Genomic DNA, 23,378 nt, shown 5'->3' with positions numbered 1-23,378 from the left:
TCGGGGAATGATCGCGCGTGCACGCCTGTTCGGGTGCGCGCCAGCCTGACGCGGAGTGGGCATGGCGTCTGAACGACCGATATCGCGGGCTGCGGCCACGCGCCGGGGCCTGTTGCTGGGGGCATCGGCCCTGTCAGCCCTCGCGCTTGCCGGCTGCGGCCGCCGCGAGGAAACGGCCAAGCCGCCCCCTGCGACCACCCCGTCCGGCCCGCCGGAGGGATCGCTGGAGTGGGCCGTCACGGGCCCCTGGCGCATCGCCGACCGCGCGCGGGACGAATGGCGCCATCCGATGGAGACCCTGCGCTTCTTCGGGCTGAGGCCCGATATGACGGTGGTCGAGTTCTGGCCTGGCAGCGGCTGGTACACCGAGATCCTGGCCCCCTATCTGGCCGAGGGCGGTGGCACCTATATCGCCGCCGGTTTCGCCACCGGTCCCGGGTCGGACCCGGCCCAGGCCGCCCTGATGGCCGCCTATCAGCGCCAGTTCGGGGCCGACCGTCTGCTGTATGGCGAGATCCAGTTCACGGCCTTCGGGCCCATGACCGGCCCAGTGGCCCCGGCGGGCACGGCCGACATGGTCCTGTTCATGCGCAACATCCACGCCTGGATGGCTTCGGGCATTGCCGAAAAGGCCTTTGCCGACGCCTTTGCCGCCCTGCGTCCCGGCGGGGTCCTGGGCATCGAACAGCACCGGCTGGGTCCGGACGCCGACCAGGACCCGGCGGCAGCCAATGGCTATGTTCAGGAGGCCTTCGTGCGACAGCTGGCCGAGGAAGCCGGCTTCGTCTTCGTCGAGGCCTCCGAGATCAATGCCAATGACGCGGATTCGAAGGACCATCCCTTCGGGGTCGAAACCCTGGCGCCTCAACGATTGACGGCACCCCGGGGCGCGCCGCCGGATCCGGATTTCGATCGCACCGAATACGACGCCATCGGCGAGAGCGACCGGATGACCCTGAAATTCAGGAAGCCGGAATGACCCGCGTGTCCCGGGCCGATACCGATGCGCCGCTGATGGGCGTGCCGGGGGCCGATGCACCGCCGGGGGGCAAGGGCGAATGGTTCAGGGGTGCCGGTGGCCTGAGACTGCGCTCGGCCTTCTGGACGCCCTCGAGCCTGGTGGCGGCCACCCCGCGCGGGACGGTCGTCCTCAGCCCTGGCCGCACCGAGCCGATCGAGAAATATTTCGAGGTGATCGGCAATTTCCTCGCGCGGGGCTTCTGCGTCCTGGCCCATGACTGGCGCGGACAGGGGCTGTCGGCGCGGTTGATGCCGGACCGGCTGAAGGGCCACGCCCGGGCGGTCGAGGAGTTTCTGGACGATTTCGACCGGCTGCTCGACTTCTATGGCGATCGGGCGCCCAAGCCGTGGATCATGGTCGGCCATTCCATGGGAGCGGCGCTGAACATGCTGTCGCTGGAGACGAGCGACCGTCATTTCGCCGGCGCCGTGCTCTCGGCCCCCATGCTGAAGATCAAGACCGGCAAGCGGTCGATGTGGTCGGTCAAGCTGGCGGTGCGCTGGAACCTGCGGCATGGCAAGGCGGGCGACTTCCTCCTGGACGAGCCCGACGATCCCTTCGGCCACACCTTCGAGACCGACGCCCTGACGACGGACGAGGGTCGCTATGACCTGTGGCGCCAGCAGCTGTATGCCTGCCCGCATCTGGCGGTCGGCGGCCCGACCTGGGGCTGGCTGGCGTTTGCCCTTGATGCCGGTGAGCGGGCGCTGAAGCCGCGGGCCCTGAAGGCCGTGTCGATCCCGGTGACGGTAGTCCAGCCGGGCGACGACGACCGGGTCTGGAAGCAGACCAACCAGTGGGCGACCAAACGCCTGTCGCGCGGTCGCTACGTCGAGGTGCCGGGATCCAGACATGAGGTCATCATGGAGACCGATCCGCTCAGGGCGGTGTTCCTGGCCGAGTTCGACGCCATGGCCGATGCGGTGACGACGAAATAATCCCGCTCATCCCGGCTTTCGCCGGGATGAAGGGCACTTACAGGGCCGCCCGGCGGAAGGCGACGAGGGCCTGTTCGCGCACGCGGGGGTCGCCCACGGCAATGATCTGGCCGTTGCCGGACGGAGGCCCGCCGCGCCAGTCGGTGACCTGTCCGCCGGCAGCCTCGACCACGGGCACCAGGGCCGACCAGTCCCAGACCTTCAGCCCGCTCTCTGCGACCAGATCGATCCGTCCCGCCGCGACCATGGCATAGGCATAGGCGTCACAGCCGAACCGGGCCAGACGGGCGGCGGCCCGCACCTGGGTCCAGGCCCCAAGCTCCGGGCCGGTGAACAGGTCGGGATCAGTGGTCGCCAGCACGGCGTCGGTCAGTCTCTCGCACGACCGCACCTTCAACCCCGTCTCGCCTCCGCCGCGCAACAGCCGGGCTCCGGACGGTCCGCCCAGGAAGATCTCGTCCAGATAGGGCTGGGCGATGATCCCGACAGACGGACGGCCTTCGGTGCGCAGGGCGATCAGGGTCGTCCACAGCGGCAGGCCGGCGATGAAGGCGCGCGTGCCGTCGATGGGGTCCAGAACCCAGACATGGTCGGCGTCGGGCCGGTCCTCGCCATATTCCTCGCCGATCACGCCGTGGTCCGGATAGCGGGCGGCGATGGCCTTGCGGATCGCGGCCTCGGCGGCCTTGTCGGCCTCGGTCACGGGGTCGAAGGCCCCCGGCCCGGCCTTGTTCTCCTCGGCATAGTCGCCGCGGAAGAAGGGCAGGGTCACGTCGGCGGCCACGCGGGCCAGTTCGACGGCAAAGGCTTCGTATTCGGTCATGCGGGTCGGTTTCACGGAAGACAGGGGAAGGGAACGCATCCCCGTAAGCGGGGTGCCATCGCATCTTCGCGCCGCGTCGCCAAGCACCGGCGACTTGAGGGCGCGGCCGTTCGGGCCGATAGGTTGGCCATGACCGACACCGCCGACACCCCGCCCGCCAGCATGACCTATGCCCGCTATCTGGGCCTGGACCAGCTTCTGTCGGCGCAGGACCCGATCAGCGACCAGCACGACGAGATGCTGTTCGTCATCATCCACCAGACCAAGGAACTGTGGCTCAAGCAGATCCTGCACGAGGTCGGCCTGGCCCAGCAGCTGGTGCGGTCCGGCGATCTGGTGCCCGCCTACAAGAGCCTGGCCCGCGTCAGCCGGATCCAGGCGGTGATGACCCAGAGCTGGGACATCCTGGCCACCATGACCCCGGCGGACTATCTGCGGTTCCGCTCGGTGCTGGGCTCCAGTTCCGGCTTCCAGAGCGACCAGTTCCGGCGGCTGGAGGCCATGCTGGGGCTGAAGGATGCGAAATTCCTGCGGTTCCAAGAGGACCGGCCCGAGGCCCACGCCGCCCTGACCGAGGCCCTGATGGCCCCCAGCCTGTATGACGACACCCTGGCCCAGATGGCCCGCGCCGGCCTGCCGGTGCCCGCCGAGGTGCTGGGCCGCGACGTCAGCCAGCCCTATCGGCCCTCCGAGGGCGTCGAATCAGCGTGGCTGGAGGTCTATCGCGACACCGACCGCTGGTGGTCGCTGTATCAACTGGCCGAGAAGCTGGTCGATCTGGATGACGCCATGGTCACCTGGCGGCACAAGCATGTGGTGACTATCGAGCGGATCATCGGCCGGCGCCGGGGCACCGGTGGGACCGAGGGCGTGGCCTATCTGACCACCACGCTGGAGAAGCGCTGCTTCCCGGAACTGTGGTCCCTGCGCACCCGGCTTTAGCGGAACCACGGCCAAGCTGGGCGGTTTATCGGTCTCATTTCAGGGACACGACCATGGCCATCGACAACCGCCACGACATCAAGCTGCTGAACGGCCTGTATTCGGCCCTGCTGGACAATGCCACGACCTATGGCGAGGCGGCCGAAGCCACGCCGGATGCCGGTCATGCCGACTTCTATCGCACCCGCGAGGCCCACCGCCGGGGTCTGGCCGCTGGCCTGGCCACCGAGATCGAGGCCCGGGGCGGCGAGGCCACCCATGGCGAGGGCCTGGTGGCCACGGCCCGCAAGGTCGTCAAGGACGTGAAGGTCGCGCTGGGCCGCGACGAGGCCGCAGCCCTGTCCGCCATCGAACAGGACGAGACGGCCTTGCTGGCCCGTTTCGACCGGGCCCTGGATGATGCGGCGATGTCGGCCACAACGCGCGAAACGATCCGGCGCGCCCGGGGCGAAGTCGCGCGCGGCAAACCTTAAGCGGAGCGGATCAACGCCTCGGAACTTGCCAGAAAGCGTCATAGAGCTTCAGCCCGAATACGCTGCATTCACATTGGGCGTGGGTGGGCTGCACACCCCACCACCGCGCACCCCGGCGAGACGTTCCGATCACGGACGGAGTTTGGGTTCAGGATCAGTTAGCCCCCGCTTTCTTTCGTCATCCTCCGGCAAGCCGCGTCCTCGCGGCGCAGACTGGGGGACCCGGCGGCGCAGAAGGCGGTCTTTTCAGGCAGGATGCCGACAGGGCTGTGGTCGCGACAGGTTCGCGCTCTCGCGCGCAACTGGGTCCCCCGGTCTTCGCTGCGCTGCGCCGGAGGATGACGAGGGAAAGGAAACGGAAAGGGCCCCGGCGTTTCCGCCGAGGCCCCATCAACTGAGCGCTCAAGTCGCGCGAAGCGCGATAGCCCCAGAAAGTCAGTTATCCTCGGGCTTCTCGGCGGTGCCGGTGACCGGAACCACGGCACCCTTGGCCGGGCGGACGGTCTGGCGCTCGGCGATCCGGGCCGACTTGCCGCGACGGTCGCGCAGGTAATAGAGCTTGGCGCGCCGGACGACGCCGCGACGCTTGACCTCGATGGCATCGATGTTCGGCGACAGGATCGGGAATTTCCGCTCCACGCCTTCACCGAAGGAAATCTTGCGGACCGTGAAGGTCTCGTTCACGCCGCCGCCGTCACGGGCGATGCAGACGCCTTCGAACGCCTGGATGCGTTCGCGCTCGCCTTCCTTGATCTTGACCATGACCCGCAGGGTGTCGCCGGGCTGGAAGTTCGGGATCTCGCGCACGGCGAGCAGGCGGGCTTTTTCTTCGGCTTCGATCGTCTGAAGAATGTTCATTCTAGTCTCCTTGGGCTTTTTTGCCCTTTAGCTGTGATTTGGCGGATGTCTCCGCAGGTCGGTTTTCCAGATGCGCCGCCCAGAGGTCTGGCCGGCGTTCCCGGGTCGTCTCTTCCCGCTGCTGCTGCTGCCATTGCGCGATCCGCTTGTGATCGCCCGACAGAAGCACCTCGGGTATCTCCAGTCCCTCGAACGTCCGCGGTCGCGTGTACTGCGGATGCTCCAGAAGACCGTCCTCGAAACTCTCGCTACTCAGACTGGCTGCCTGGCCGAGGACGCCGGGCAGAAGTCTCACGCACGCCTCGATCACCAGCATCGCCGCCGCCTCGCCACCGGCGAGGACCGCGTCTCCGACGGAGACCTCCTCGAACCCCCGGGCGTCGAGCACCCGCTGGTCCACCCCCTCGAACCGGCCGCAGAGGACGGTGATCCCGTCCGCCCTTGCCCAGTCCTTCGCGCGCGCCTGCGTCAGGGGTCGACCGCGTGCGCTCATGTACAAAAGCGGCCGGGGCGGACCTGTGACACTGTCCAGTGCCCGGGCCACCACGTCCGCCTTCAGAACCTGTCCGGGGCCGCCACCCGCGGGGGTGTCGTCCAGGAAGCCGCGCCTATCGTCGCTGAAGCCCCGGATGTCAAGGGTTTCGAGGCTCCACAGCCCCTTCTCGCGCCAGGCCGTCCCGATCAGCGACACGCCGAGCGGCCCCGGAAAGGCCTCGGGGAACATGGTCAGGACAGTGGCGGTGAAGGGCATGGGCGGGTCCTTAGCGCAGCCAGCGGCAAAAATCCGCCCCCGTCCCTTTTCCCCTTACCGCTCATCCCGGCGAAAGCCGGGACCCAGACCTTTGGGAGGTATGAGTATGAATCGGGCCGCGCTCTCAATCCCGCGCACCGTGCCCTGCGAAAGCACTGGGTCCCGGCTTTCGCCGGGATGAACGGGCAGGGATGAACGGGCCGGGATGAGCGGATTTACGGAACGCGCAGGTCGGGCGGGGTGGCTTCCTCGGTCAGGATGCGGATGGCCTCCTCGACGGTGACCAGGGTCTGGGCCTGGGACCCCAGGCGGCGGATGGCCACCTGGCCCTCGGCGGCCTCGCTGCGGCCGACGACGGCGATGACCGGGACCTTGCCGACCGAATGTTCGCGCACCTTGTAGCCGACCTTCTCGTTCCTCAGATCGGTCTCGACGCGCAGGCCGGCGGCCTTGAATTTGGCGGCCACCTCCAGCGCATAGTCGTCGGCGTCCGAGGTGATGGTCGCCACCACGGCCTGCACCGGGGCCAGCCACAGCGGGAAGGCTCCGGCGAAATTCTCGATCATGATGCCGATGAACCGCTCGAACGACCCCAGGATGGCCCGGTGCAGCATGACGGGCCGGTGCTTCTGGCCGTCCTCGCCGACATAGGTGGCGTCCAGCCGCTCGGGCAGGACATAGTCGAGCTGCAGGGTGCCGCAGGTCCAGGTCCGGCCGATGGCGTCCTTGACGATGAAGTCCAGCTTGGGCGCATAGAAGGCGCCGTCGCCCTCGGCGATGACCGGCTCGACCCCGGCGAGACGCGCGGCCTCGCCCAGCATGGCTTCGGCCTTGTCCCAGAATTCGTCCGAACCGGCGCGAACCTCCGGCCGGGTGGCCAGGGCGATCTCGTGGGTGTGCATCCCCAGGTCGGCGTGCACCAGTCGGGTCAGTTCGATGAAGGCCCGCGTCTCCTCGACGATCTGGTCCTCGCGGCAGAAGATGTGGGCGTCGTCCTGGGTGAAGCCGCGCACCCGCATCAGGCCGTGCAGGGCCCCCGACGGCTCATAGCGGTGGCAGGCCCCGAACTCGGCCATGCGCAGCGGCAGCTCGCGGTAGGACCGCTGGCCGATGCCGAAGATCTGGACGTGACCGGGGCAGTTCATCGGCTTCAGGCTGAGGGTCTCGCCCTCCACCGTCTCGCAGACGAACATGTTGGGGCGGTATTTCTCCCAGTGGCCCGAGGCCTCCCAGAATTTCCGGTCCAGCACCTGGGGCGTCTTGACCTCGACATAGCCGGCGGCATCCAGGCGGCGGCGCATATAGGCCTCGATGACCTGCCACAGCACCCAGCCCTTGGGGTGCCAGAAGACCATGCCCCGGCCCTCTTCCTGCATGTGGAACAGTTCCATGGCGCGGCCCAGCTTCCTGTGGTCGCGCTTTTCGGCCTCCTCCAGCCGGGTCATGTAGGCGTCGAGGTCTTCCTTGGTCGCCCAGGCCGTGCCGTAGATCCGCTGCAGCTGCTCGCGGTTCGAGTCCCCGCGCCAGTAGGCCCCGGCCAGTTTGGTCAGTTTGAACGCCTTGCCGACGTGGCGGGTCGAGGGGAAATGCGGCCCCCGGCACAGGTCGATCCAGTCGCCCTGTTTGTAGAGGGTGATGGTCTCGGCCTCGGGCAGGTCGCGGATCAGCTCGGCCTTGAAGCTTTCGCCCCGGGCCTCGAAGAACAGGATGGCCTCGTCGCGGTCCCAGACCTCGCGCTCGAATTTGGCATCGCGATCGACGATCCGGCCCATCTCCTTCTCGATCGCGGCGAAGTCATCGGTCGAGAACGGGGTCTGGCGGTAGAAGTCGTAATAGAAGCCGTCCTCGATCGCCGGACCGATGGTGACCTGGGTGCCGGGAAACAGCTTCTGGACGGCCTCGGCCAGGACGTGGGCCGTGTCATGGCGGATCGTGTACAGCGCCTCGGGGTCGTCGCGCATGATCAGGCGGAAACTGCCGCTGGTCTCCAGCACCCGGTTCAGGTCGCGCTGCTCACCGTTCAGCTCGGCCAGGACGGCCTTCTTGGCGAGCGAGGGCGAAATGGCGTGGGCCACGTCACGCGCCGTCGAGCCGGCCGCATATTCGCGCGTGGCACCGTCGGGAAAGGTCAGCTGGATCATCGGTCAGTCTTTGTCAGAAGGCAGCGGCACCGGATCATAGCCCGACCCGCCGAAGGGGTGGCATTTACAGAGCCTCTTGACCATGAGCCACCCCCCCCGTGCCGGTCCATGCTGCAACAGGGCATCGCGGGCATAGTCGGAACAGGTCGGCAGATAGCGGCACGACTGGCCGATCAGGGGGCTGAGGGTGATCTTGTAGCCCCGATGGGCCGCGCGGACGCCGCGTTCGTAAAGGGACGGAGCCGGTGCGTCGCTCATGCCTCCGCGCGCCGCAGGGCGGTGTCGGGACGGATGGCCGGATCGCCGGCGCGGGCGACGGCTTCCAGCGTGGCCTCGATCGCCACCAGGGTCGAGGCGTGTCGGGCGGGATAGTCAGCGACCTGTTTCAGGGCGCGCAGGCCCTCGAACCGGCCCTCGGGTCCCTCGCCGCCGGACTTGAGCATGGCCAGGGTGGCATCGCGGGCGGTCTGGATCTCGATCGCCGTCGCGCCGATGACGGCCTCGCCCAGCACGCCGGCAGCGGCCTGGCCGAGGGCACAGGCCTTCACGTCCTGGGCAAATTCGGAAACCCGACCCCCGGCATCCAGAACCACATCGACCGTCGCCCGCGATCCGCACAGTTTCGCGACCCGCTCGCCCGTGCCCTGGGGCGCGGCCAGCCGTCCCGCATGCGGCAGGTTGGCGGCCAGACGCAGGATGCGGGCGCTGTAGAGGTCATCGATCATGGTCTGCAGATAAGCCTTGTGGAGCCCCGCTCCAAATTGCTCTCCCCCTGTTCCGCTCATCCCGGCGAAAGCCGGGACCCAGTGCTTCTTGCGAACAGGGTGAGCGGGATCAACAGCACTGCGTGACTGGGCCAGACTCCAGCCCACGGCACTGGGTCCCGGCTTTCGCCGGGATGAGCGGATTGATTATTGTTGCAGCGAGTCCCAGGTGCGGGCGGCGTCGGCGGGCGTGGCGGCCTTTGCGCGCAGCCATTGCAGATTGCGGTCGGCGGCCTCGGGCGGAAGGTCGCGGCGCAGGATCTGTTCGGCCTCGGCGGTCTTGCCCTGGAGGCCAAGCACCAGCGCGAGGTTCTGGCGCATCTTCAGCGTCGCGTTGGGCTGGGCCACGGCGCGGCGCAGCAGGGTCTCCGCCCCGGCCGGGTCGCCCTGCGAGGTCAGGGCCATGGCGGCATTGGTCAGGATGTCGGGGTTGTCGGGTGCCAGGATCAGGCCCCGGTTCCAGGCGTCGCGGCCATCCTCGGTCCGGCGCACGGCCGTATAGGCCACGCCCAGCAGGGACAGGGGCCGCCAGTCATTGGGGGCCAGGGCCTGCGCCCGTTCGAGCGCGGCGATGCCGTAGAAGGCCTGGCCCCGGGCGATATGGGCGCGACCCAGCTCCAGCATGGCCTCGATATTGTTCGGCTGGGCCACCAGCACCCCGTCGGCCGCCTGGACGGCGGCCTCGTACTGGCCAAGCTGGCGCATGGCCTCGGCGACCTTGACGCCCGCGACGGGATCGTTGGGATTGACGTCCCGCTCGCGCGCCCAGACCACCGATCGGGCCAGGGGGTCGAGCCGGTCATAGGCTGCGCGCTCCTCGGCCGTGGCGGGCTGGCGCGGCGCCGCAGCGGGGGCTGCCGCAGGGGCCTGTGCCGCTTCGCGGTCGCGTCCCCGATCCTGCGCCCCTGCGGGCACGGACCACAGGGTCAGGGTGGCGAGGCCGATTGCGGTGAGGGCAGCGTTGCGCGACATGGGGATGGTCCGATCGGAATCCTGAAGCCACAGAATCCCGCTTCGCCGTCAATCATTGGTTAACGCCCGCAAACGAGGTCCGCATGTCCCGATCGTCCGACGCCCTGATCGCCGCCTCCGACGCGGCACGGCCGCTGCGGATCGTGAGCGCGGGAACGGGGCTGGAGGATCGGGCGGCGGCCTGGGCCGCGGCGAACGACTTTCAGGGACGGCCGGGGCAGCTGCTGCTGGTGCCCGGTGCCGACGGCTCGGTCGAGGCCGCGCTGGTCGGAGCCGGAGACCGTTTCGACCCCATGAGCCTGCGCAGTGTGGCCGCGCGTCTGCCAGCGGGCGACTGGCGGCTGGAGGGGGTCGCCACCGGCGACGCAGGGCTGGCCGCGCTGGCCTTCGTCATGGGTCAGTACCGGTTCGACCGCTACAAGGCGCGGCCCGACAAGGGTGCCGTGCGGCTGGTCGCACCGGATGGCCTCGACCTCGACGCCACCGCCCGGATCGCCTCGGCCTGTGCCCTCGCCCGCCAGATGGTCGACACACCCGCCGCCGACATGGGCCCCCTGCAGATCGAGACCCTGGCCCGCGAGATCGCCGAACAGCACGGAGCCCGGACCACTGTGGTCGTCGGCGACGCCCTGCTGGACGCAAACTATCCGGCCATCCATGCCGTCGGCCGCGCCGCCACGGCAGAGCGGGCACCCCGCATCATCGAGATCGGCTGGAACCTCGACCGCACCGACCTGCCGCTGGTGGCGCTGGTCGGCAAGGGCGTCGTGTTCGACACCGGCGGCCTGAACATCAAGGGCGGCGCCGGCATGCGCAACATGAAGAAGGACATGGGCGGTGCCGCCCACGCCCTGGCCCTGGCGCACATGGTCATGGGGTCCGGCCTGGCGGTGCGGCTGGTGGTCCTGATCGGCGCGGTCGAGAATGCGATCTCGGCGGACGCCTTCCGGCCAGGCGATGTCCTGTCCAGCCGCAAGGGCCTGACCATCGAGATCGGCAACACCGATGCCGAGGGCCGGCTGGTTCTGGCGGACTGCCTGGCGCGGGCCGGCGAGCATGCACCGGACCTGACGCTGGACTTCGCCACCCTGACCGGCGCGGCCCGGGTCGCCCTGGGCCCCGAATTGCCGCCGCTCTACACCGACGACGACGCCCTGGCCGAGGCGATCCTGGGTGCCGGGCGGGCGGTGCAGGACCCCTGCTGGCGCCTGCCGCTGTGGGGCGGTTACCGGACTGCGGTGGACAGCGAGATCGCCGACGTCCGCAACGATTCGGCCGGCTGGGCCCAGGCCGGGTCGGTGACGGCCGCCCTGTTCCTGCAGCGCTTTGCCCCGACGACCGGATCCTGGGCCCATATGGACATCTTCGCCTGGAACCCCCGCGCCCGCCCCGGCTGGCCCGAAGGCGGCGAGGCCCAGGCCATCCGCGCCTGCCACGCCATGCTGTCGGCCCGCTATCCGGCGTGCTGATCCCCCGGTCTTCGCTTCGCTGCGCCGGAGGATGACGATGACCGTGGCTTTCGTCATCCTTCGGCAAGCCGCATCTTCGCGGCGCAGACCGGAGGACCCAGCGGCCTGCGCGAGCAGGACCCTGTCGGGAACACAGGCGACGGGCATCGACATGCCGGCATCGCCCCCGGCGCCGCTGGGTCCCCCGGTCTCCGCTTCGCTGCGCCGGAGGATGACGTCCCCCGGTCTTCGCTGCGCTGCGCCGGAGGATGACGACGACCGTGGCTTTCGTCATCCTCCGGCAAGCCGCAACTTCGCGGCGCAGACCGGAGGACCCAGCGGCCTGCGCGAGCAGGACACTGTCGGGCACACAGGCGACGGGCATCGACATGCCGGCATCGGCCCCGGCGCCGCTGGGTCCCCCGATCTTCGCTGCGCTCGCCGGAGGATGACGTCCCCCGGTCTTCGCTGCGCTTGCCTTAGGATGACGAAAGCAGGGGCGGTTCCACCCCCGTTTTATCGACAGAAAAATCTTTCCTGTTAACGGGACTTTCGCCTTGTGGTGAGACGATCCGGGTTCAACGAGACCGAGCTGCCGCCCTTGTTCACCGATGCTGCCCTGCTGGACCCCCGCACGACCCTCGCCCGGCCCGGCCTGGCCGAGCAGGCGCTGGAGGGGTGTGTCGAGGCAGAGGCCTATCGCGCCCCGACCGCCATGCACGGTGTCGTCGCCGTCGCCGATATTCACATTTCACAGGATGCCGGGTCCGAGCGGATCGACCAGCTGCTCTTCGGCGAGGCCTTCGATGTGCTGGACCGGGCCGGCGGGCGGGTCTGGGGCCGGGCGCGTCGCGACGGCCTGGTGGGCTGGATCGATGCCGCAGCCCTGTCCGAGGGCGCACCGCTGCCGACGCACAGGATCGCCTCGGTCTCGGCCGACCTGCCATTCAATGCCCTTGTCGTGGCCGACAATGATGACGTCGCCGCCCATCTGATGCCGATCGGCACCTTCGAGGCCGACCCGGTATCAGTCGCCGAGCGGTTGCTGGGCGTTCCCCACCAGCCCGGTGCGCGGTCGTCACAGGCCACCGACTGCTCGGGCCTGGTGCAGCAGGCCCTCTATGCCTGCGGCCTCGCCGGCCCCCGATTTGCGGATCAGCAGGCCGGACTGGGCGAGGGCGTGGCCCGCGATCAGGCCCGGCGCGGCGATCTCGTGGTCTGGCCGCATGCGACCGGCGACCAGGCCTGGACCGGACACTCGGCCCTGATGCTGGATGCCCAACGGGTGATCCATGCCACCGGCCATCACGGCGCGGTCGTGATCGAGAACCTGGCCGAGGCCGAGGCCCGCTACCGCGCCGACGGGTTCGACGCCCCGGTGTTTCGCCGCATCGCGGCCTGAAACGAAAAAGGGCGGACCGAAGCCCGCCCTTTCCACATTCTGAAACCCGGCGATCAGGCGTTCGGCGGTGCCGGGCTGGTCGCTGCGGCCGGAGCCGCCGGGGCAGCCTGGGTCGGTGACTGACCGGCGACACCGGTGGCCGGAGCCGCTTCGGGACCCACGGGCGCACCCTCGACCGGAGCCACACCCTCGGTGGCGGCAGGCGCGGCACCGGCTGCGGCACCGCCGGGCTGGCGGGCGGGATCCGGAGCCGGGACGGCGAAGCCGGGCGACCCCTGCGAGCGCAGATAGGCGATCAGGTTCACGCGCGCCTCGGTGTCGCGCAGACCGGCGAACGACATCTTGGTGCCGGCTACATAGCGGGCGGGGGCCGTGATGAATTTGTCCAGCGCATCCAGCGACCAGGTCGGGTCGACCGACACATGGCCCGTCATGGCTTCCGAATAGGCAAAGCCGCCGTGGCTGGCGACCGCCCGACCGACGACGCCGTTCAGGTTCGGGCCGATGCCGTTGGCACCCCCGGCATTGATCGTGTGGCAGGCGACGCAGCGCGCGAAGGCGGCCTCACCGGCAGCCAGATCGGCGACCGGGATCAATGTGCCCCAATCCGGTGGCAGCTCGGCCTCCTCGGCTCCGGCGGCGGCCTCTTCCGGCACGTCGACGAAATAGCCCATCTTCTCGGGGGCCTTGGGCGCATAGATCGCGCCGGATACCTGTTGTGCGATCAGGATGACGAACGCTGTCGCCAGGCCTGCGCCCATGATCTTGTTGAAGTTCAGATCGCCGCTCATTCGCGTCGTCGCATCCCGTCTAAAAGGCCCCGCCACAGACGTGGCAAAGGGCGAATTTCTTGCGTGGGCGTCTCTGACACGCTAGCGCCCGGACCGCAACCGGCCCCGGCCTCCAGAGGGGTGTCGGGGCGTCGCAGTCCGATGGTGAACGATGAACCCGCTGATTTTGATCCCGGCGCGAATGGCCGCAACCCGGCTGCCCGACAAACCGCTGGCCGATATCGGCGGAAAGCCGATGATCGTGCGGGCCTGGGAACAGGCCATGGCCTCCGGCTATCGCGTCGCCGTCGCCGCCGGCGACCCCGAGATCGTCGACGTGATCACCGCCGCCGGGGGCGAGGCGGTGGTCAGCGACCCCGCCCTGCCCAGCGGCTCGGACCGGATCCAGGCCACGCTGCAGGTCATCGATCCCGACAGGATCCATGACGTCATCATCAATCTGCAGGGCGACATGCCCTTTGCCGATCCGGGCCTGGCGCGCGCCTGCGTTCAGGTTCTGGCGGCCGAACCGGGCTGCGACATCGCGACCCTGGTGGCGCCGGAGGCCGGACCGGACGACCGGACCAATGTCGATGTGGTCAAGGCGGTTCTGGCCATGGGCGAGGGTGCCGGCCACGGCCGGGCCCTCTATTTCACCCGCTCGACCCTGTATGGTGACGGCCCTGTCTGGCGGCATGTCGGCCTGTACGGCTATCGCCGCGCGGCCCTGGAGCGGTTCTGCGCTGCCCCGCCCTCGCCGCTGGAACAGCGCGAGAAGCTGGAACAGCTGCGGGCCCTCGAGATGGGCCTGTCGATCTGGGCCGCCGTCATCGGCGACGCCCCCCTGTCGGTCGACAATCCGGCCGATCTGGAACGGGCCAGGGCGGTGGCGGGGAAGTAGGGCTTGGTGAGTAGGGCTTAGGGCTTGGGGCTTGGGGCTTGGGTTTTCGGGTCAACAGGCCAGACCTGCCCACTATTCCCCAAGACCTAAGCCCTACTCACCAACCCCTACCCCCCAACCCCTCCCTCCTCCTCCACCCACGCCTTCAACAGCGTGTGCGCGATGGCGAAGGGCGGCGGTGCCTTGATGGCGGGGTGGCGGCCGGCCAGCACATCGGCAGCCTCGGACCGGGTCAGCCAGGCAACCGCTTCCAGCTCGGTCTGGTCCGGAGCGGCCTGATCGTCGGAGACCTCGGCAATCAGCCCGATCATCAGCTGCGACGGAAACGGCCAGGGCTGGCTGGAGTGATAGCGGACCGCCGTCACGGTCAGGCCGGACTCCTCCAGGATCTCGCGCGCACAACCCTCCTCGATGGTCTCGCCGGGCTCGATGAAACCGGCCAGGGCCGACATGCGACCAACCGGCCAGGCGGCCTGACGCCCCAGCAGACAGATCGGCTCGGGCCCGCCGCGATAGACGGGCAGCATGATGGTGACGGGATCGACCCTCGGGAAATGCTCGGCGCCACAGGCGGGGCAGATGCGCTTCCACCCGCCACAGGCATTGGCGCTTTCCTGGCCGCACATGGCGCAGAAGCCGTGCCGGCGTCGCCAGTCGAACAGCGACTTGGCCGTGCCCGCCATGGCCGCCTCGGCCCCCGACAGGACTGCCGCCGCCTCGCGCATCTCGGTGAAGCTGCCCAGCCCCTGTACCGGACCCGTGGCCGGGTCGTCGGACCCCACGAACTCGACGGCAAAGACCGGAGCCGTCTTCCAGAGGCCGAGAAACAGGCTGCGATCGGGCACCAGGTCCTTCGCATGCGGCAAGGCCACCCAGGCCAGGCGCGGACCGTCCGGATGGGCCTCCAGCAGCGGTCGTCCCTCCCACAGCACCATGGACAGGGCCTCGGGATCGGCCTCCATTTCGGCCAGCCAGGCGGTGTCATTGCGCCGGTCGCCGGCACGGTCCAGCGGATTGCCGGCAAAGGTATTCAGGATGGGGAGCGCCATGACCCCGACCTTAGCCGGGACCGATGCACGGCGGGAGACTTGATTCGCACGGCATCACCCGCGATATAGGCCTCGGAGATCGCGGGCGAAGGCTTCGCCAACCTGGTCAGGGCCGGAAGGCAGCAGCCACAACGAATTCCCCTTCGGGTCGCGGTCTCCACTTTCCCCTTCTTTCTTGTTGCTACCGCGCGCGCCGCGGGCGCTTGCTGCATGAGCAACCGTGTTGCTACCGCTCGTGCCGCGGACGCTCGCAACTTGAGCCCCCCCCTTCCCGATCATCCCGGCGAAAGCCGGGACCCAGTCCTGGGCACACGCATGCGCTGGACCGATCTCCCCGACATGCCTCCTGCACCTCTCACCCAAAGCCCTGGGTCCCGGCTTTCGCCGGGATGAGCGGGAGGGAGGCAAGGGGTTGAACAGCGAATGACTAGTCACCCGGTGATTTTCCGGCTTAGGTCGCCGCGATTTCGGGGAAGACGACCATGACCATCACACCGACCGCCACCAAACCGTTGAAGCGGGTCGAACTGACGATCCGGGCCCTGGTGCTGGGGTGTCTGCTGGCGGTGATCTTCACGGCGGCCAACACCTATCTGGGTCTGAAGGTCGGGCTCACCTTCGCCTCGGCCATTCCGGCGGCGGTCATCTCCATGGCCATCCTGCGGCTCTTCAAGACCTCGACGATCTGGGAAAACATGACGGTCCAGACCGTCGCCTCGGTCGGCGGGGCGATGAGCTCGATCATCTTCGTCCTGCCGGGCCTGGTCATGGTCGGCTGGTGGCTCGAGTTTCCCTTCTGGGAATCGGTGCTGATCTGCGTCTTCGGCGGCGTGCTGGGCGTGACCTTCTCCATCCCGCTGCGCCGGGCCCTGGTGGTCGATGCGGGCCTGCCCTACCCCGAAGGCGTCGCAGCGGCCGAGGTCCTGACCGTCGGCTCGCGCGGGGCCGAACAGACCGAAAGCGCCGTGCGCGAGAATGCCTCGGGCCTGTGGGTCGTGGTCACCGGGGCGCTGGTCTCGGCCGGCTATGCCCTGCTGGTTGCGGGCCGGGTCTTTGCGGGTGAGGCCGCGAAATTCATCAAGCTTCCGGCCGCCCCGGGGCGGCGGCGCGACCGGTCTGGGCTTTGGCATGCAGTTCGCCCTGCTGGGGGCCGGGCATCTGATCGGGCTCAGCGTGGGCCTGGCCCAGCTGTTTGGCCTGCTGCTGGCCTGGGGCATTGCGGTCCCGATCCTGACCTCGCCCGACACCATCGCCTGGCTGACGGCCAATGGCATCCCGTCCATCGCCACGACCCTGGACGTCGGCGCCGCGGCCGAGGAACTGGCCAGCACCGTCTGGCGGCGCGAGGTCCGCTTCATGGGGGCGGGCGTCATCGGCGTGGCCGCCATCTGGACCCTGATCAAACTGGCCGGGCCGCTGATCGGCGGCCTGCGCTCGGCCCTGGCCGCCAATTCCCGGCGCGCGGCGGGACAGGTGCTGGACCGCACCGAGCAGGATATCCCGATGAATATCGTGGCGGGCCTGTCCGTCGTCTGCCTGGTCGGCATCGCGGGCATCCTGGCCTGGTTCGCCCAGGGCAATCCGACGCTGGCGGGCTCGACCGGGCTGCTGGTCGCAGGTGGACTGGTCTATGTCGTCGTGATCGGTTTCGCCGTGGCCGCCATCTGCGGCTATATGGCCGGGCTGATCGGCTCGTCGAACAGCCCGGTCTCGGGTGTCGGCATCCTGGCCGTCGTCATCGCTTCGGTCCTGATGCTGGGCGTGCTGGCGCTCGCGGGCGTGCCGGCCGATCCGTCGGTCGTGGCCTTTGCCCTGATCGTGACGGCGATCGTCTTCGCCGTGGCGGTCATCGCCAACGACAATCTGCAGGACCTGAAGACCGGCCAGCTGGTCGAGGCGACGCCCTGGCGTCAGCAGACAGCCCTGATCGTGGGCGTCGGCGCCGGGGCCCTGGTCATCCCGCTGATCCTCAACCTTCTGAACCAGGCCTTCGGCTTCGAGGGCGGGCCCAAGGGCATCGCCGACGAGCCGCTCGCCGCGCCCCAGGCGACGCTGATCTCGGCCCTGGCGCGCGGCGTCATCGGCGGCGACCTGCGCTGGGACCTGATCGGGCTGGGGGCCTGTATCGGGGTCGTGATCATCGTCCTCGACATCGTTCTGAACAGCGCCACCAAGGGGAAGATGAAGCTGCCGCCCCTCGCCGTCGGCATCGGCTTCTACCTGCCCGCCGCCGTGACCACGATGCTGGTCATCGGGGCGATCTGCGGCTGGCTCTATGACCGGGCGATCAAGACCACGCGCTTCGCCGATGTCGGTCGCCGGATGGGGGTCCTGCTGGCCAGCGGCCTGATCGTGGGCGAGAGCCTGTTCCTGGTCATGACGGCCGGGGTCATCGTCTCGACCGGCAATGACGCGCCGTTCGCCATGATCCCCGAGGGCTCGGCCTGGCCGGCCATGATCGCGGGCATCGCCGTCTTCGCGGCCCTGGCGTTCGGCCTCTATGCCTGGACCCGGTCCCGGTCGGCGAAGGTCTGACGATCGCGCAGGTGGTCAGCCGAAGCTGACCACCTGAGGCTCGCGGCCGATGGCCATCAGGAACTGACGAAACGCGCCCTGATCCAGCGCCGTCGTGGCCGTGTTGATCAGGGGGTGGAAATTGACGATCTCCGCCTCCCACAGCCGCCGATCGAGGACGAAGCTCACCCGGCGATCGACGTCATTGATCAGCCCCAGCGCCGTGACCGACCCCGGCCGGACCCCCAGCGTCTCCCACATCAGGGTCTCGTTGCCGAACGACAGCCGGTCGGACCCGATCAGGCCGGGCGCGGCCTTCAGGTCGATGACCGTGTCCTGGGCTGCCGAGATCAGCCACAGCCGCTGCTTCTTGTCTTTCAGGAACAGGTTCTTGGTGTGCAGGCCCGGCATCGCGGCCTTCAGCTCCAGCCCCTCCTCGACCCGGAAGACGGCCGGGTGATCCCGGGTGTCGTGGGCGATTCCGGTCTCGGCCAGAAAGGCCAGCAGTCGGTCGCGGTCAAAGGGCGGTTGAGCGGTCATGGCGGGCCGGGCTAGGAAGGATCACCGTCGTTACTGCCTGGAGCCCTCTCGTGGAACTGGAATGCTATCCGATGACGCGGCGCCCGCCGGACATGGTGCCGGCGCGGCAGTCCCGCGACTGGATGGATGCCTTCATCAGCCGCCACCCCTATCGCTGCCTGCCCATGACCATGGCCAACTCCACGGGGTGGGAGATCCTGTGCCCGTTCGGCTTCACCGCCGAATGGAACGGTGGGCCCCAGCAGTCGGACATCACGATCACGCCGGACCGGCCCCAGCCGGAGCTGGATCATTTCGTGACCTCGCATTTCTCGCGCGGGGTGCTGACCCTGCATCCCCAGTACCTGTTCCGCACCCCGCCCGGCTGGGGGATGATGTGTTCCGGCTCGCCCAATCACATCAAGGACGGCATCCAGCCCCTGGTGGGGCTGATCGAGACGGACTGGCTGCCGTTCCCCTTCACCATGAACTGGCTCTTCACCCGGCCGGGACGGGTCAAATTCGCCAAGGGCGAGCCCTTCTGTTTCATCAGCCTGGTCGAGCACAAGAAGATGGAAGCCTTCCAGCCGGTGATCCGGACGCTGGAGTCCAATCCGGTAATCAAGGGCCAGTTCGACGCCTGGAACCGCGAGCGGACCAGCTTCAACAACCGCCTCGCCTCCGGCGATCCCGACGCGGCCAAGGAGGCCTGGCAGCGGTTCTATTTCAAGGGCGAGATCCCGGACAAGCTGGGCACCGCGCCCGCGACCCACTCGAACAAGCGCAGGATGAAGAACCCGCGCGTCGGCTGAGCCCCCTGTCCCGGGGTCCAGACGTGAAAAAGCCCGCTGCGGGGGATACATCGCAGCGGGCTTTCTCGCTCTCTAGGGAGCTGACGTTTCCTCCCCGAAACGCCTCCGTCCGGTAGCTGCGCCTTGCTTTTCAGCCGGGGCGCTGCGCCGTTCGAGTGAAGTCAATTGGCCCGCCAGCTCGACCCAAGTCAATCACGACGCTAGGCAATTTGGCGACTTTTGTGACTGAACGTCGATAATACATCGCAGGAAGATCAGATTATCGACGAAGCGTCGATAATGCTGCGAAGCGTTTGCACAAGCTCCGATCGTACCACGGTGACCTGTCCCGGACGCGCCGCCTTCCAGGCCTCGTTGTCGGCCACGCCCGCGGCCAGGGCCCGGCCGACGTCGAGATCCTTGATCGTCACCTGACCGTTGGCCAGTTCGTCTCCACCGAGCATGACGACCGCCGGAGAGCCGCGGCGGTCGGCATATTTCATCTGCGCCTTCATGCCCGCGCGCCCCAGATAGAGCTCCGCGGCGATCCCGGCACGGCGCAGCTCGGCAACGGCGTCCAGATAGGCGGCCATGTCGTCCTGGCCGAAGACGATGACCACCACCGGCCCGCGCACATCCGCAGAGCCCCCGGCTCCGGCCGCCCGCAGCGCCGAGGCCAGGCGCGAGACTCCGAACGAGAAGCCCGTCGCCGGCGTCCGCTCGCCCGTGAACCGTGCCACCAGGTCGTCATAGCGCCCGCCGCCGCCGATCGAGCCGAAGCGCACCGCCCGGCCCTTGTCGTCGACGGTGTCGAGCAGCAGTTCGGCCTCGAATACGGCCCCGGTATAGTATTCCAGCCCCCGCACGATGGTCGGGTCAAAGCGGACCCGGTCCTGGCCGACCTTCATGGCCCCCAGCGCCGCATCGATGGCCGCCAGCTCGGCCAGCGCCGCCTCGCCGGTCGCACCCAGCCCCCCGGCCCGGGCGACGGCGTCCAGCGTCTCGGCCCGGGTCAGGTCCGGGGTCGAGACCGAGGCGAGGAAGGCCTCGATCGTGCCGATCAGGGCGGCGGGCAGTCTCGCACCCTTGGTATAGTCCCCGCTGTCGTCCAGCCGCCCCTCGCCCAGCAGGGCGGCGGTGCCCTCCCAGCCCAGCCGGTCGAACTTGTCCACGGCGCGCAGGGCGGTCAGCTTCTGCACCGCATCGGTGATCCCGCCCGCCTCGAACAGGCCGTCGAACAGCTTGCGGTTCGAGACCCGGACCACGGCCTGGCCGTCGTCCAGACCGGCGGCGGCCAGCCCCTCGACCGCCATGGCGATGATCTCGGCATCGGCCTCGGGGCGGTCGGAGCCGACGGTGTCGGCATCGCACTGGGTGAATTCGCGGAACCGGCCGGGGCCGGGCTTCTCGTTGCGCCACACGGGCCCGAAGGCATAGCGGCGGAAGGGCTTGGGCAGGGTCTCCCACGTCTGGGCCGCGAACCGGGCCAGCGGCGCGGTCAGGTCATAGCGCAGGGCCATCCACTGGTCGTCGTCGTCCTGCAGGGCAAAGACCCCGGCATTCGGGCGGTCGGCGTCGGGCAGGAATTTGCCCAGGGCATCGGCATATTCGAAGGCACCCGTCTCCAGCGGCTCGAAGCCCCAGCGCTCATAGACCTCGGACACCCGGGCCACGATGCGGCGCTCGGCGATCAGGTCACTGCCGCGGCGATCGGCAAAGCCGCGCGGGCTGCGCGCCTCGGGGCGAGCCGGGGCGGTCTCGGGGGTGTCGTCGGCGATGTCGGTCATGAGGCGGCTTCTAGAGGCAAAGCGCAGACAGGACTAGGGAGGGAGGGAGGGGTTAGGGCTTGGGGCTTAGACTGCCCCTACTGCCTACTGCCTACTGCCTACTGCCTACTGCCTACTGCCTACTGCCTACTGCCTACTGCCTACTGCCTAAGCCCTACTGCCCAAGCCCTACGCCACGGCAACCTTCCGGAACGGCACCCGCCGGCCATAGGTCAGGCAGCGCCAGACCCATTCCAGCGGCCCCATCTCGAACCGCGCCAGCCAAAGCGGCGACCAGACCAGCTGCAGTACCCAGATGGCCCCGACGATCGGCCACAGGCCCGCCGGCGTCACCTCACCGAACCAGCGGGGCCCCCAGGGCATGTAGAACAGGCTGGTCATGATCAGGGTCTGGGTCAGATAGTTGGTGAAGGCCATCCGCCCGACCGGGGCAAAGATCCGCGTCACGATCGCCGCCCCGCGCGTGCTCAGCAGGATCAGGGCCGAGGCATAGCCCAGGGTCACCAGCGGGGCGAAGGAGCCCATGGCATCGGCCAGCCCCCGGCTGGGGTTCTCGGCCTTCGGCACGGCCAGCTCCTGGCCCTCGTACAGGCCCAGGAAGGACAGGTTCACCGCCGTCAGGGCCATCAGCAGGCCATAGATCCAGACCGGCGCCCGCCCGGCCCAGAAGCCGGTCTTGTACAGGCCCAGGCCGATCATCATCAGCGGCACGGTGGCAAAGGGCATGATCGGCAGCGCGAACAGGGCGGAAAAGACCCAGCCCTTGGCATTGGCGATGAAATTCCCGAACAGCCCGTCCTTGTAGACGGCGATCGACTGCACGATCGATTCCGGCGTGGCCCCGAAAGGATTGCTGCCGCTGCCGCCGAATTTGGCGGCCACGTCGGGGGGCAGGGCCGCCATCCCGATCGAGCCACCCGCCTGGCACAGGGCGAAGAAGAGGGTGATCCCGCCCCCGACCCACAGCAGCTTCTTCGCCGACCAGGACCGGCACAGCAGCATGATCAGGCCGCTGAGCGCATAGAGCAGCAGGATGTCGCCGAACCAGAACACCAGCCCGTGGATCAGGCCGATCAGCCCCAGCCACAGCAGCCGGCGCTGCAGCAGGGCCCCGCGCGCGCGGTCCGACCGCTCGCCGCCGACCAGGAAGATCGACACCCCGAACAGCATCGAGAACAGGGACCGCATCTTGTCCGAGAAGAAGACGTCATTGACCCAGGCCGCAGTCCGGTCGGCCGGCGCCAGGATCCCGTTGTTCAGATAGGGGGCCAGATCCGGCGACATCATCAGGTCGAAGGGCCAGGCAAAGGCCGCCGCATTCATGGCCAGTATGCCCAGCACGGCAAAACCGCGCAGCACGTCCAGCGTCACCACCCGGTCCTTCACCGCCACCGGTGCCAGCGCGGCGGCTGGAGCGGGCGCAGTCCCGCCCGTGGTCGTCTCGAATGTCATGCCTGATCCCCCCGACAGGCCACAATCATGCCCGATTTCGGGCTCTGGCGCACTTAAATCCCTGTAATCTTCAGGGCCTGCCGTCTTCGGCTCAGCGGCCGGTGAAGACGGGTTTGCGCTTTTCGACGAAGGCGGCCATCCCCTCCTTCTGGTCGTCGAAGGCGAACAGGCTGTGGAACAGGCGGCGCTCGAACTGCACCCCCTGGGTCAGGGTCGTCTCCAGCGCGGCCTCGACCATTTCCTTGTTGGCCATGACGGCCAGGGGGCTGTGGCCGGCGATCTTCGCCGCGATCTTGCGGACCTCCTCCATCAGGGTCTCGTGCGGCACGACGCGCGAGGCCAGCCCCGACCGCTCGGCCTCGGCGGCGTCCATCATCCGCGCGGTCAGGACCATGTCCATGGCCTTGGACTTGCCCACCAGACGGGTCAGCCGCTGCGAGCCGCCGATGCCGGGGGCGACGCCCAGATTGATCTCCGGCTGGCCGAATTTCGCCCGGTCCGAGGCCACGATGAAGTCGCACAGCATGGCCAGCTCGCAGCCGCCGCCCAGGGCAAAGCCGTTGACCGCCGCGATGATCGGCTTCCTGAACCGGGTGATCCGGTCATGGCCGTGGCTGAAGAAATTGGCCTTGTACATCTGGGCATAGGACTGGTCCGCCATCTCCTTGATGTCGGCCCCGGCGGCAAAGGCCTTGTCCCCCGACCCGGTCAGGATCAGGCAGCGCACGCTGTCGTCATGCTCCACCACATCGAGGAACGCCGCCAGATCGGCGAACAGGGCCGAGTTCAGCGCATTCAGCGCCTCGGGCCGGTTCAGGGTCACGACGGCATAGCCCTCCTCATGCCGCTCGATCAGCAGGGTGTCATAGGTGTCGGTCATGGCGCAGGCTCCGCAACAGGGTGGGGGCCTCTTAGCGGAAGCCGGTGCCGGGGTCCAAGGCGAGAGCTGATCCCTCTCCCATGGGGAGAGGGCTTGAGCGCCTGAGAGCGTCAGCGATCAGACTTGCGCGAAAGGGTGAGGGGTAAATCCTGGGACAAGGGCACCAGAAGCCCCTCACCCTT

Annotated in this window: 22 protein-coding genes, 1 other RNA gene and 1 pseudogene; 10 read left to right on the top strand and 14 right to left on the bottom strand. The window is 68.6% G+C overall.

Annotated features, from left to right (window positions below; genetic code table 11):
* The first annotated feature begins 61 nt into the window (after positions 1-61).
* Together GGR13_RS14080 and GGR13_RS14075 are read left to right on the top strand one after the other, a co-directional pair.
* On the top strand, positions 62-979 hold the full coding sequence (locus GGR13_RS14080; RefSeq protein WP_183214227.1) for a class I SAM-dependent methyltransferase: 918 nt from the start codon (positions 62-64) through the stop codon (positions 977-979).
* Positions 976-1,959, top strand: coding sequence for an alpha/beta fold hydrolase (locus tag GGR13_RS14075; protein WP_183214226.1), 984 nt, complete (start codon positions 976-978; stop codon positions 1,957-1,959). Before GGR13_RS14080 ends, GGR13_RS14075 begins: the two co-directional genes overlap by 4 nt.
* Before the next feature lie 37 nt (positions 1,960-1,996).
* Here GGR13_RS14075 and hisN read toward each other — a convergent pair whose 3' ends face one another.
* The gene (gene hisN / locus GGR13_RS14070) at positions 1,997-2,782 is read right to left on the bottom strand and encodes a histidinol-phosphatase (protein WP_183214225.1); all 786 of its coding nucleotides are present in this window, start codon (positions 2,780-2,782) and stop codon (positions 1,997-1,999) included.
* A gap of 129 nt (positions 2,783-2,911) precedes the next feature.
* On the opposite strand from hisN, the gene GGR13_RS14065 reads away from it, so the two are divergent.
* Both GGR13_RS14065 and GGR13_RS14060 read left to right on the top strand, forming a co-directional pair.
* Complete coding sequence (locus tag GGR13_RS14065) at positions 2,912-3,724, top strand: tryptophan 2,3-dioxygenase (protein ID WP_183214224.1); 813 nt, start codon at positions 2,912-2,914, stop codon at positions 3,722-3,724.
* A gap of 53 nt (positions 3,725-3,777) precedes the next feature.
* The gene (locus GGR13_RS14060; protein ID WP_183214223.1) at positions 3,778-4,197 is read left to right on the top strand and encodes a PA2169 family four-helix-bundle protein; all 420 of its coding nucleotides are present in this window, start codon (positions 3,778-3,780) and stop codon (positions 4,195-4,197) included.
* A gap of 435 nt (positions 4,198-4,632) precedes the next feature.
* On the opposite strand, the gene rplS is transcribed toward GGR13_RS14060, so the two are convergent.
* The 6 genes from rplS to GGR13_RS14030 form a co-directional block, all read right to left on the bottom strand.
* Positions 4,633-5,055: a 50S ribosomal protein L19 gene (gene rplS, locus GGR13_RS14055; protein WP_183214222.1), complete on the bottom strand. Its 423-nt coding sequence runs from the start codon at positions 5,053-5,055 to the stop codon at positions 4,633-4,635.
* Position 5,056: 1 nt separating this feature from the next.
* Positions 5,057-5,806 carry a tRNA (guanosine(37)-N1)-methyltransferase TrmD gene (trmD, locus tag GGR13_RS14050; RefSeq protein ID WP_183214221.1) on the bottom strand — a complete coding sequence of 250 codons (750 nt, stop codon included), beginning with the start codon at positions 5,804-5,806 and terminating at the stop codon, positions 5,057-5,059.
* 215 nt (positions 5,807-6,021) lie between these two features.
* Complete coding sequence (gene thrS / locus GGR13_RS14045; RefSeq protein WP_183214220.1) at positions 6,022-7,947, bottom strand: threonine--tRNA ligase; 1,926 nt, start codon at positions 7,945-7,947, stop codon at positions 6,022-6,024.
* 3 nt (positions 7,948-7,950) lie between these two features.
* Positions 7,951-8,205 carry a membrane protein insertion efficiency factor YidD gene (gene yidD, locus GGR13_RS14040; RefSeq protein WP_183214219.1) on the bottom strand — a complete coding sequence of 85 codons (255 nt, stop codon included), beginning with the start codon at positions 8,203-8,205 and terminating at the stop codon, positions 7,951-7,953.
* Complete coding sequence (locus GGR13_RS14035; RefSeq protein ID WP_183214218.1) at positions 8,202-8,672, bottom strand: iron-sulfur cluster assembly scaffold protein; 471 nt, start codon at positions 8,670-8,672, stop codon at positions 8,202-8,204. Before GGR13_RS14035 ends, yidD begins: the two co-directional genes overlap by 4 nt.
* A 186-nt stretch (positions 8,673-8,858) precedes the next feature.
* Positions 8,859-9,683 carry a tetratricopeptide repeat protein gene (locus tag GGR13_RS14030; protein WP_183214217.1) on the bottom strand — a complete coding sequence of 275 codons (825 nt, stop codon included), beginning with the start codon at positions 9,681-9,683 and terminating at the stop codon, positions 8,859-8,861.
* An 83-nt stretch (positions 9,684-9,766) separates the two neighbouring features.
* On the opposite strand from GGR13_RS14030, the gene GGR13_RS14025 reads away from it, so the two are divergent.
* Positions 9,767-11,152 (top strand): leucyl aminopeptidase family protein, encoded by a 1,386-nt coding sequence (locus GGR13_RS14025; RefSeq protein ID WP_183214216.1) that lies wholly within the window; start codon positions 9,767-9,769, stop codon positions 11,150-11,152.
* A gap of 538 nt (positions 11,153-11,690) precedes the next feature.
* Entirely contained in the window at positions 11,691-12,533 is an 843-nt protein-coding gene (locus GGR13_RS14020) for a C40 family peptidase (RefSeq protein ID WP_343060421.1), read from the top strand.
* 53 nt (positions 12,534-12,586) lie between these two features.
* On the opposite strand, the gene GGR13_RS14015 is transcribed toward GGR13_RS14020, so the two are convergent.
* Complete coding sequence (locus GGR13_RS14015) at positions 12,587-13,324, bottom strand: c-type cytochrome (protein ID WP_183214215.1); 738 nt, start codon at positions 13,322-13,324, stop codon at positions 12,587-12,589.
* Positions 13,325-13,475: 151 nt separating this feature from the next.
* Here GGR13_RS14015 and GGR13_RS14010 point away from each other — a divergent pair, with 151 nt between their 5' ends.
* Positions 13,476-14,204: a 3-deoxy-manno-octulosonate cytidylyltransferase gene (locus GGR13_RS14010; protein WP_183214214.1), complete on the top strand. Its 729-nt coding sequence runs from the start codon at positions 13,476-13,478 to the stop codon at positions 14,202-14,204.
* A gap of 107 nt (positions 14,205-14,311) precedes the next feature.
* On the opposite strand, the gene nudC is transcribed toward GGR13_RS14010, so the two are convergent.
* Positions 14,312-15,253, bottom strand: coding sequence for an NAD(+) diphosphatase (gene nudC / locus GGR13_RS14005; RefSeq protein ID WP_183214213.1), 942 nt, complete (start codon positions 15,251-15,253; stop codon positions 14,312-14,314).
* A gap of 71 nt (positions 15,254-15,324) precedes the next feature.
* Here nudC and ffs point away from each other — a divergent pair.
* Positions 15,325-15,418: signal recognition particle sRNA small type (gene ffs / locus GGR13_RS14000), an RNA gene on the top strand.
* 286 nt (positions 15,419-15,704) lie between these two features.
* Here ffs and GGR13_RS16885 read toward each other — a convergent pair.
* Positions 15,705-15,830, bottom strand: a complete 126-nt coding sequence (locus tag GGR13_RS16885; RefSeq protein WP_343060420.1) for a hypothetical protein — start codon at positions 15,828-15,830, stop codon at positions 15,705-15,707.
* Between GGR13_RS16885 and GGR13_RS13995 the strand changes: the two are divergent.
* Positions 15,799-17,788, top strand: a pseudogene (locus tag GGR13_RS13995) (OPT family oligopeptide transporter). The gene GGR13_RS16885 and the pseudogene GGR13_RS13995 sit on opposite strands and share 32 nt — an antisense overlap.
* A 15-nt stretch (positions 17,789-17,803) precedes the next feature.
* On the opposite strand, the gene GGR13_RS13990 reads toward GGR13_RS13995, so the two are convergent.
* Complete coding sequence (locus GGR13_RS13990; RefSeq protein WP_183214212.1) at positions 17,804-18,307, bottom strand: prolyl-tRNA synthetase associated domain-containing protein; 504 nt, start codon at positions 18,305-18,307, stop codon at positions 17,804-17,806.
* Between the two features lie 50 nt (positions 18,308-18,357).
* Here GGR13_RS13990 and GGR13_RS13985 point away from each other — a divergent pair, with 50 nt between their 5' ends.
* Positions 18,358-19,098, top strand: a complete 741-nt coding sequence (locus GGR13_RS13985) for a DUF6065 family protein (protein ID WP_183214211.1) — start codon at positions 18,358-18,360, stop codon at positions 19,096-19,098.
* Between the two features lie 254 nt (positions 19,099-19,352).
* Here GGR13_RS13985 and hisS read toward each other — a convergent pair whose 3' ends face one another.
* The 3 genes from hisS to GGR13_RS13970 form a co-directional block, all read right to left on the bottom strand.
* Positions 19,353-20,864: a histidine--tRNA ligase gene (hisS, locus tag GGR13_RS13980; protein WP_183214210.1), complete on the bottom strand. Its 1,512-nt coding sequence runs from the start codon at positions 20,862-20,864 to the stop codon at positions 19,353-19,355.
* Positions 20,865-21,032: 168 nt separating this feature from the next.
* Positions 21,033-22,316, bottom strand: a complete 1,284-nt coding sequence (locus GGR13_RS13975; RefSeq protein ID WP_183214209.1) for a DUF418 domain-containing protein — start codon at positions 22,314-22,316, stop codon at positions 21,033-21,035.
* Between the two features lie 91 nt (positions 22,317-22,407).
* Entirely contained in the window at positions 22,408-23,196 is a 789-nt protein-coding gene (locus tag GGR13_RS13970; protein ID WP_183214208.1) for an enoyl-CoA hydratase-related protein, read from the bottom strand.
* Positions 23,197-23,378 lie beyond the last annotated feature (182 nt).

Source organism: Brevundimonas variabilis, from assembly GCF_014199945.1.
Lineage (GTDB): Bacteria > Pseudomonadota > Alphaproteobacteria > Caulobacterales > Caulobacteraceae > Brevundimonas > Brevundimonas variabilis.
This window is presented reverse-complemented; position numbering and strand designations above follow the sequence as displayed.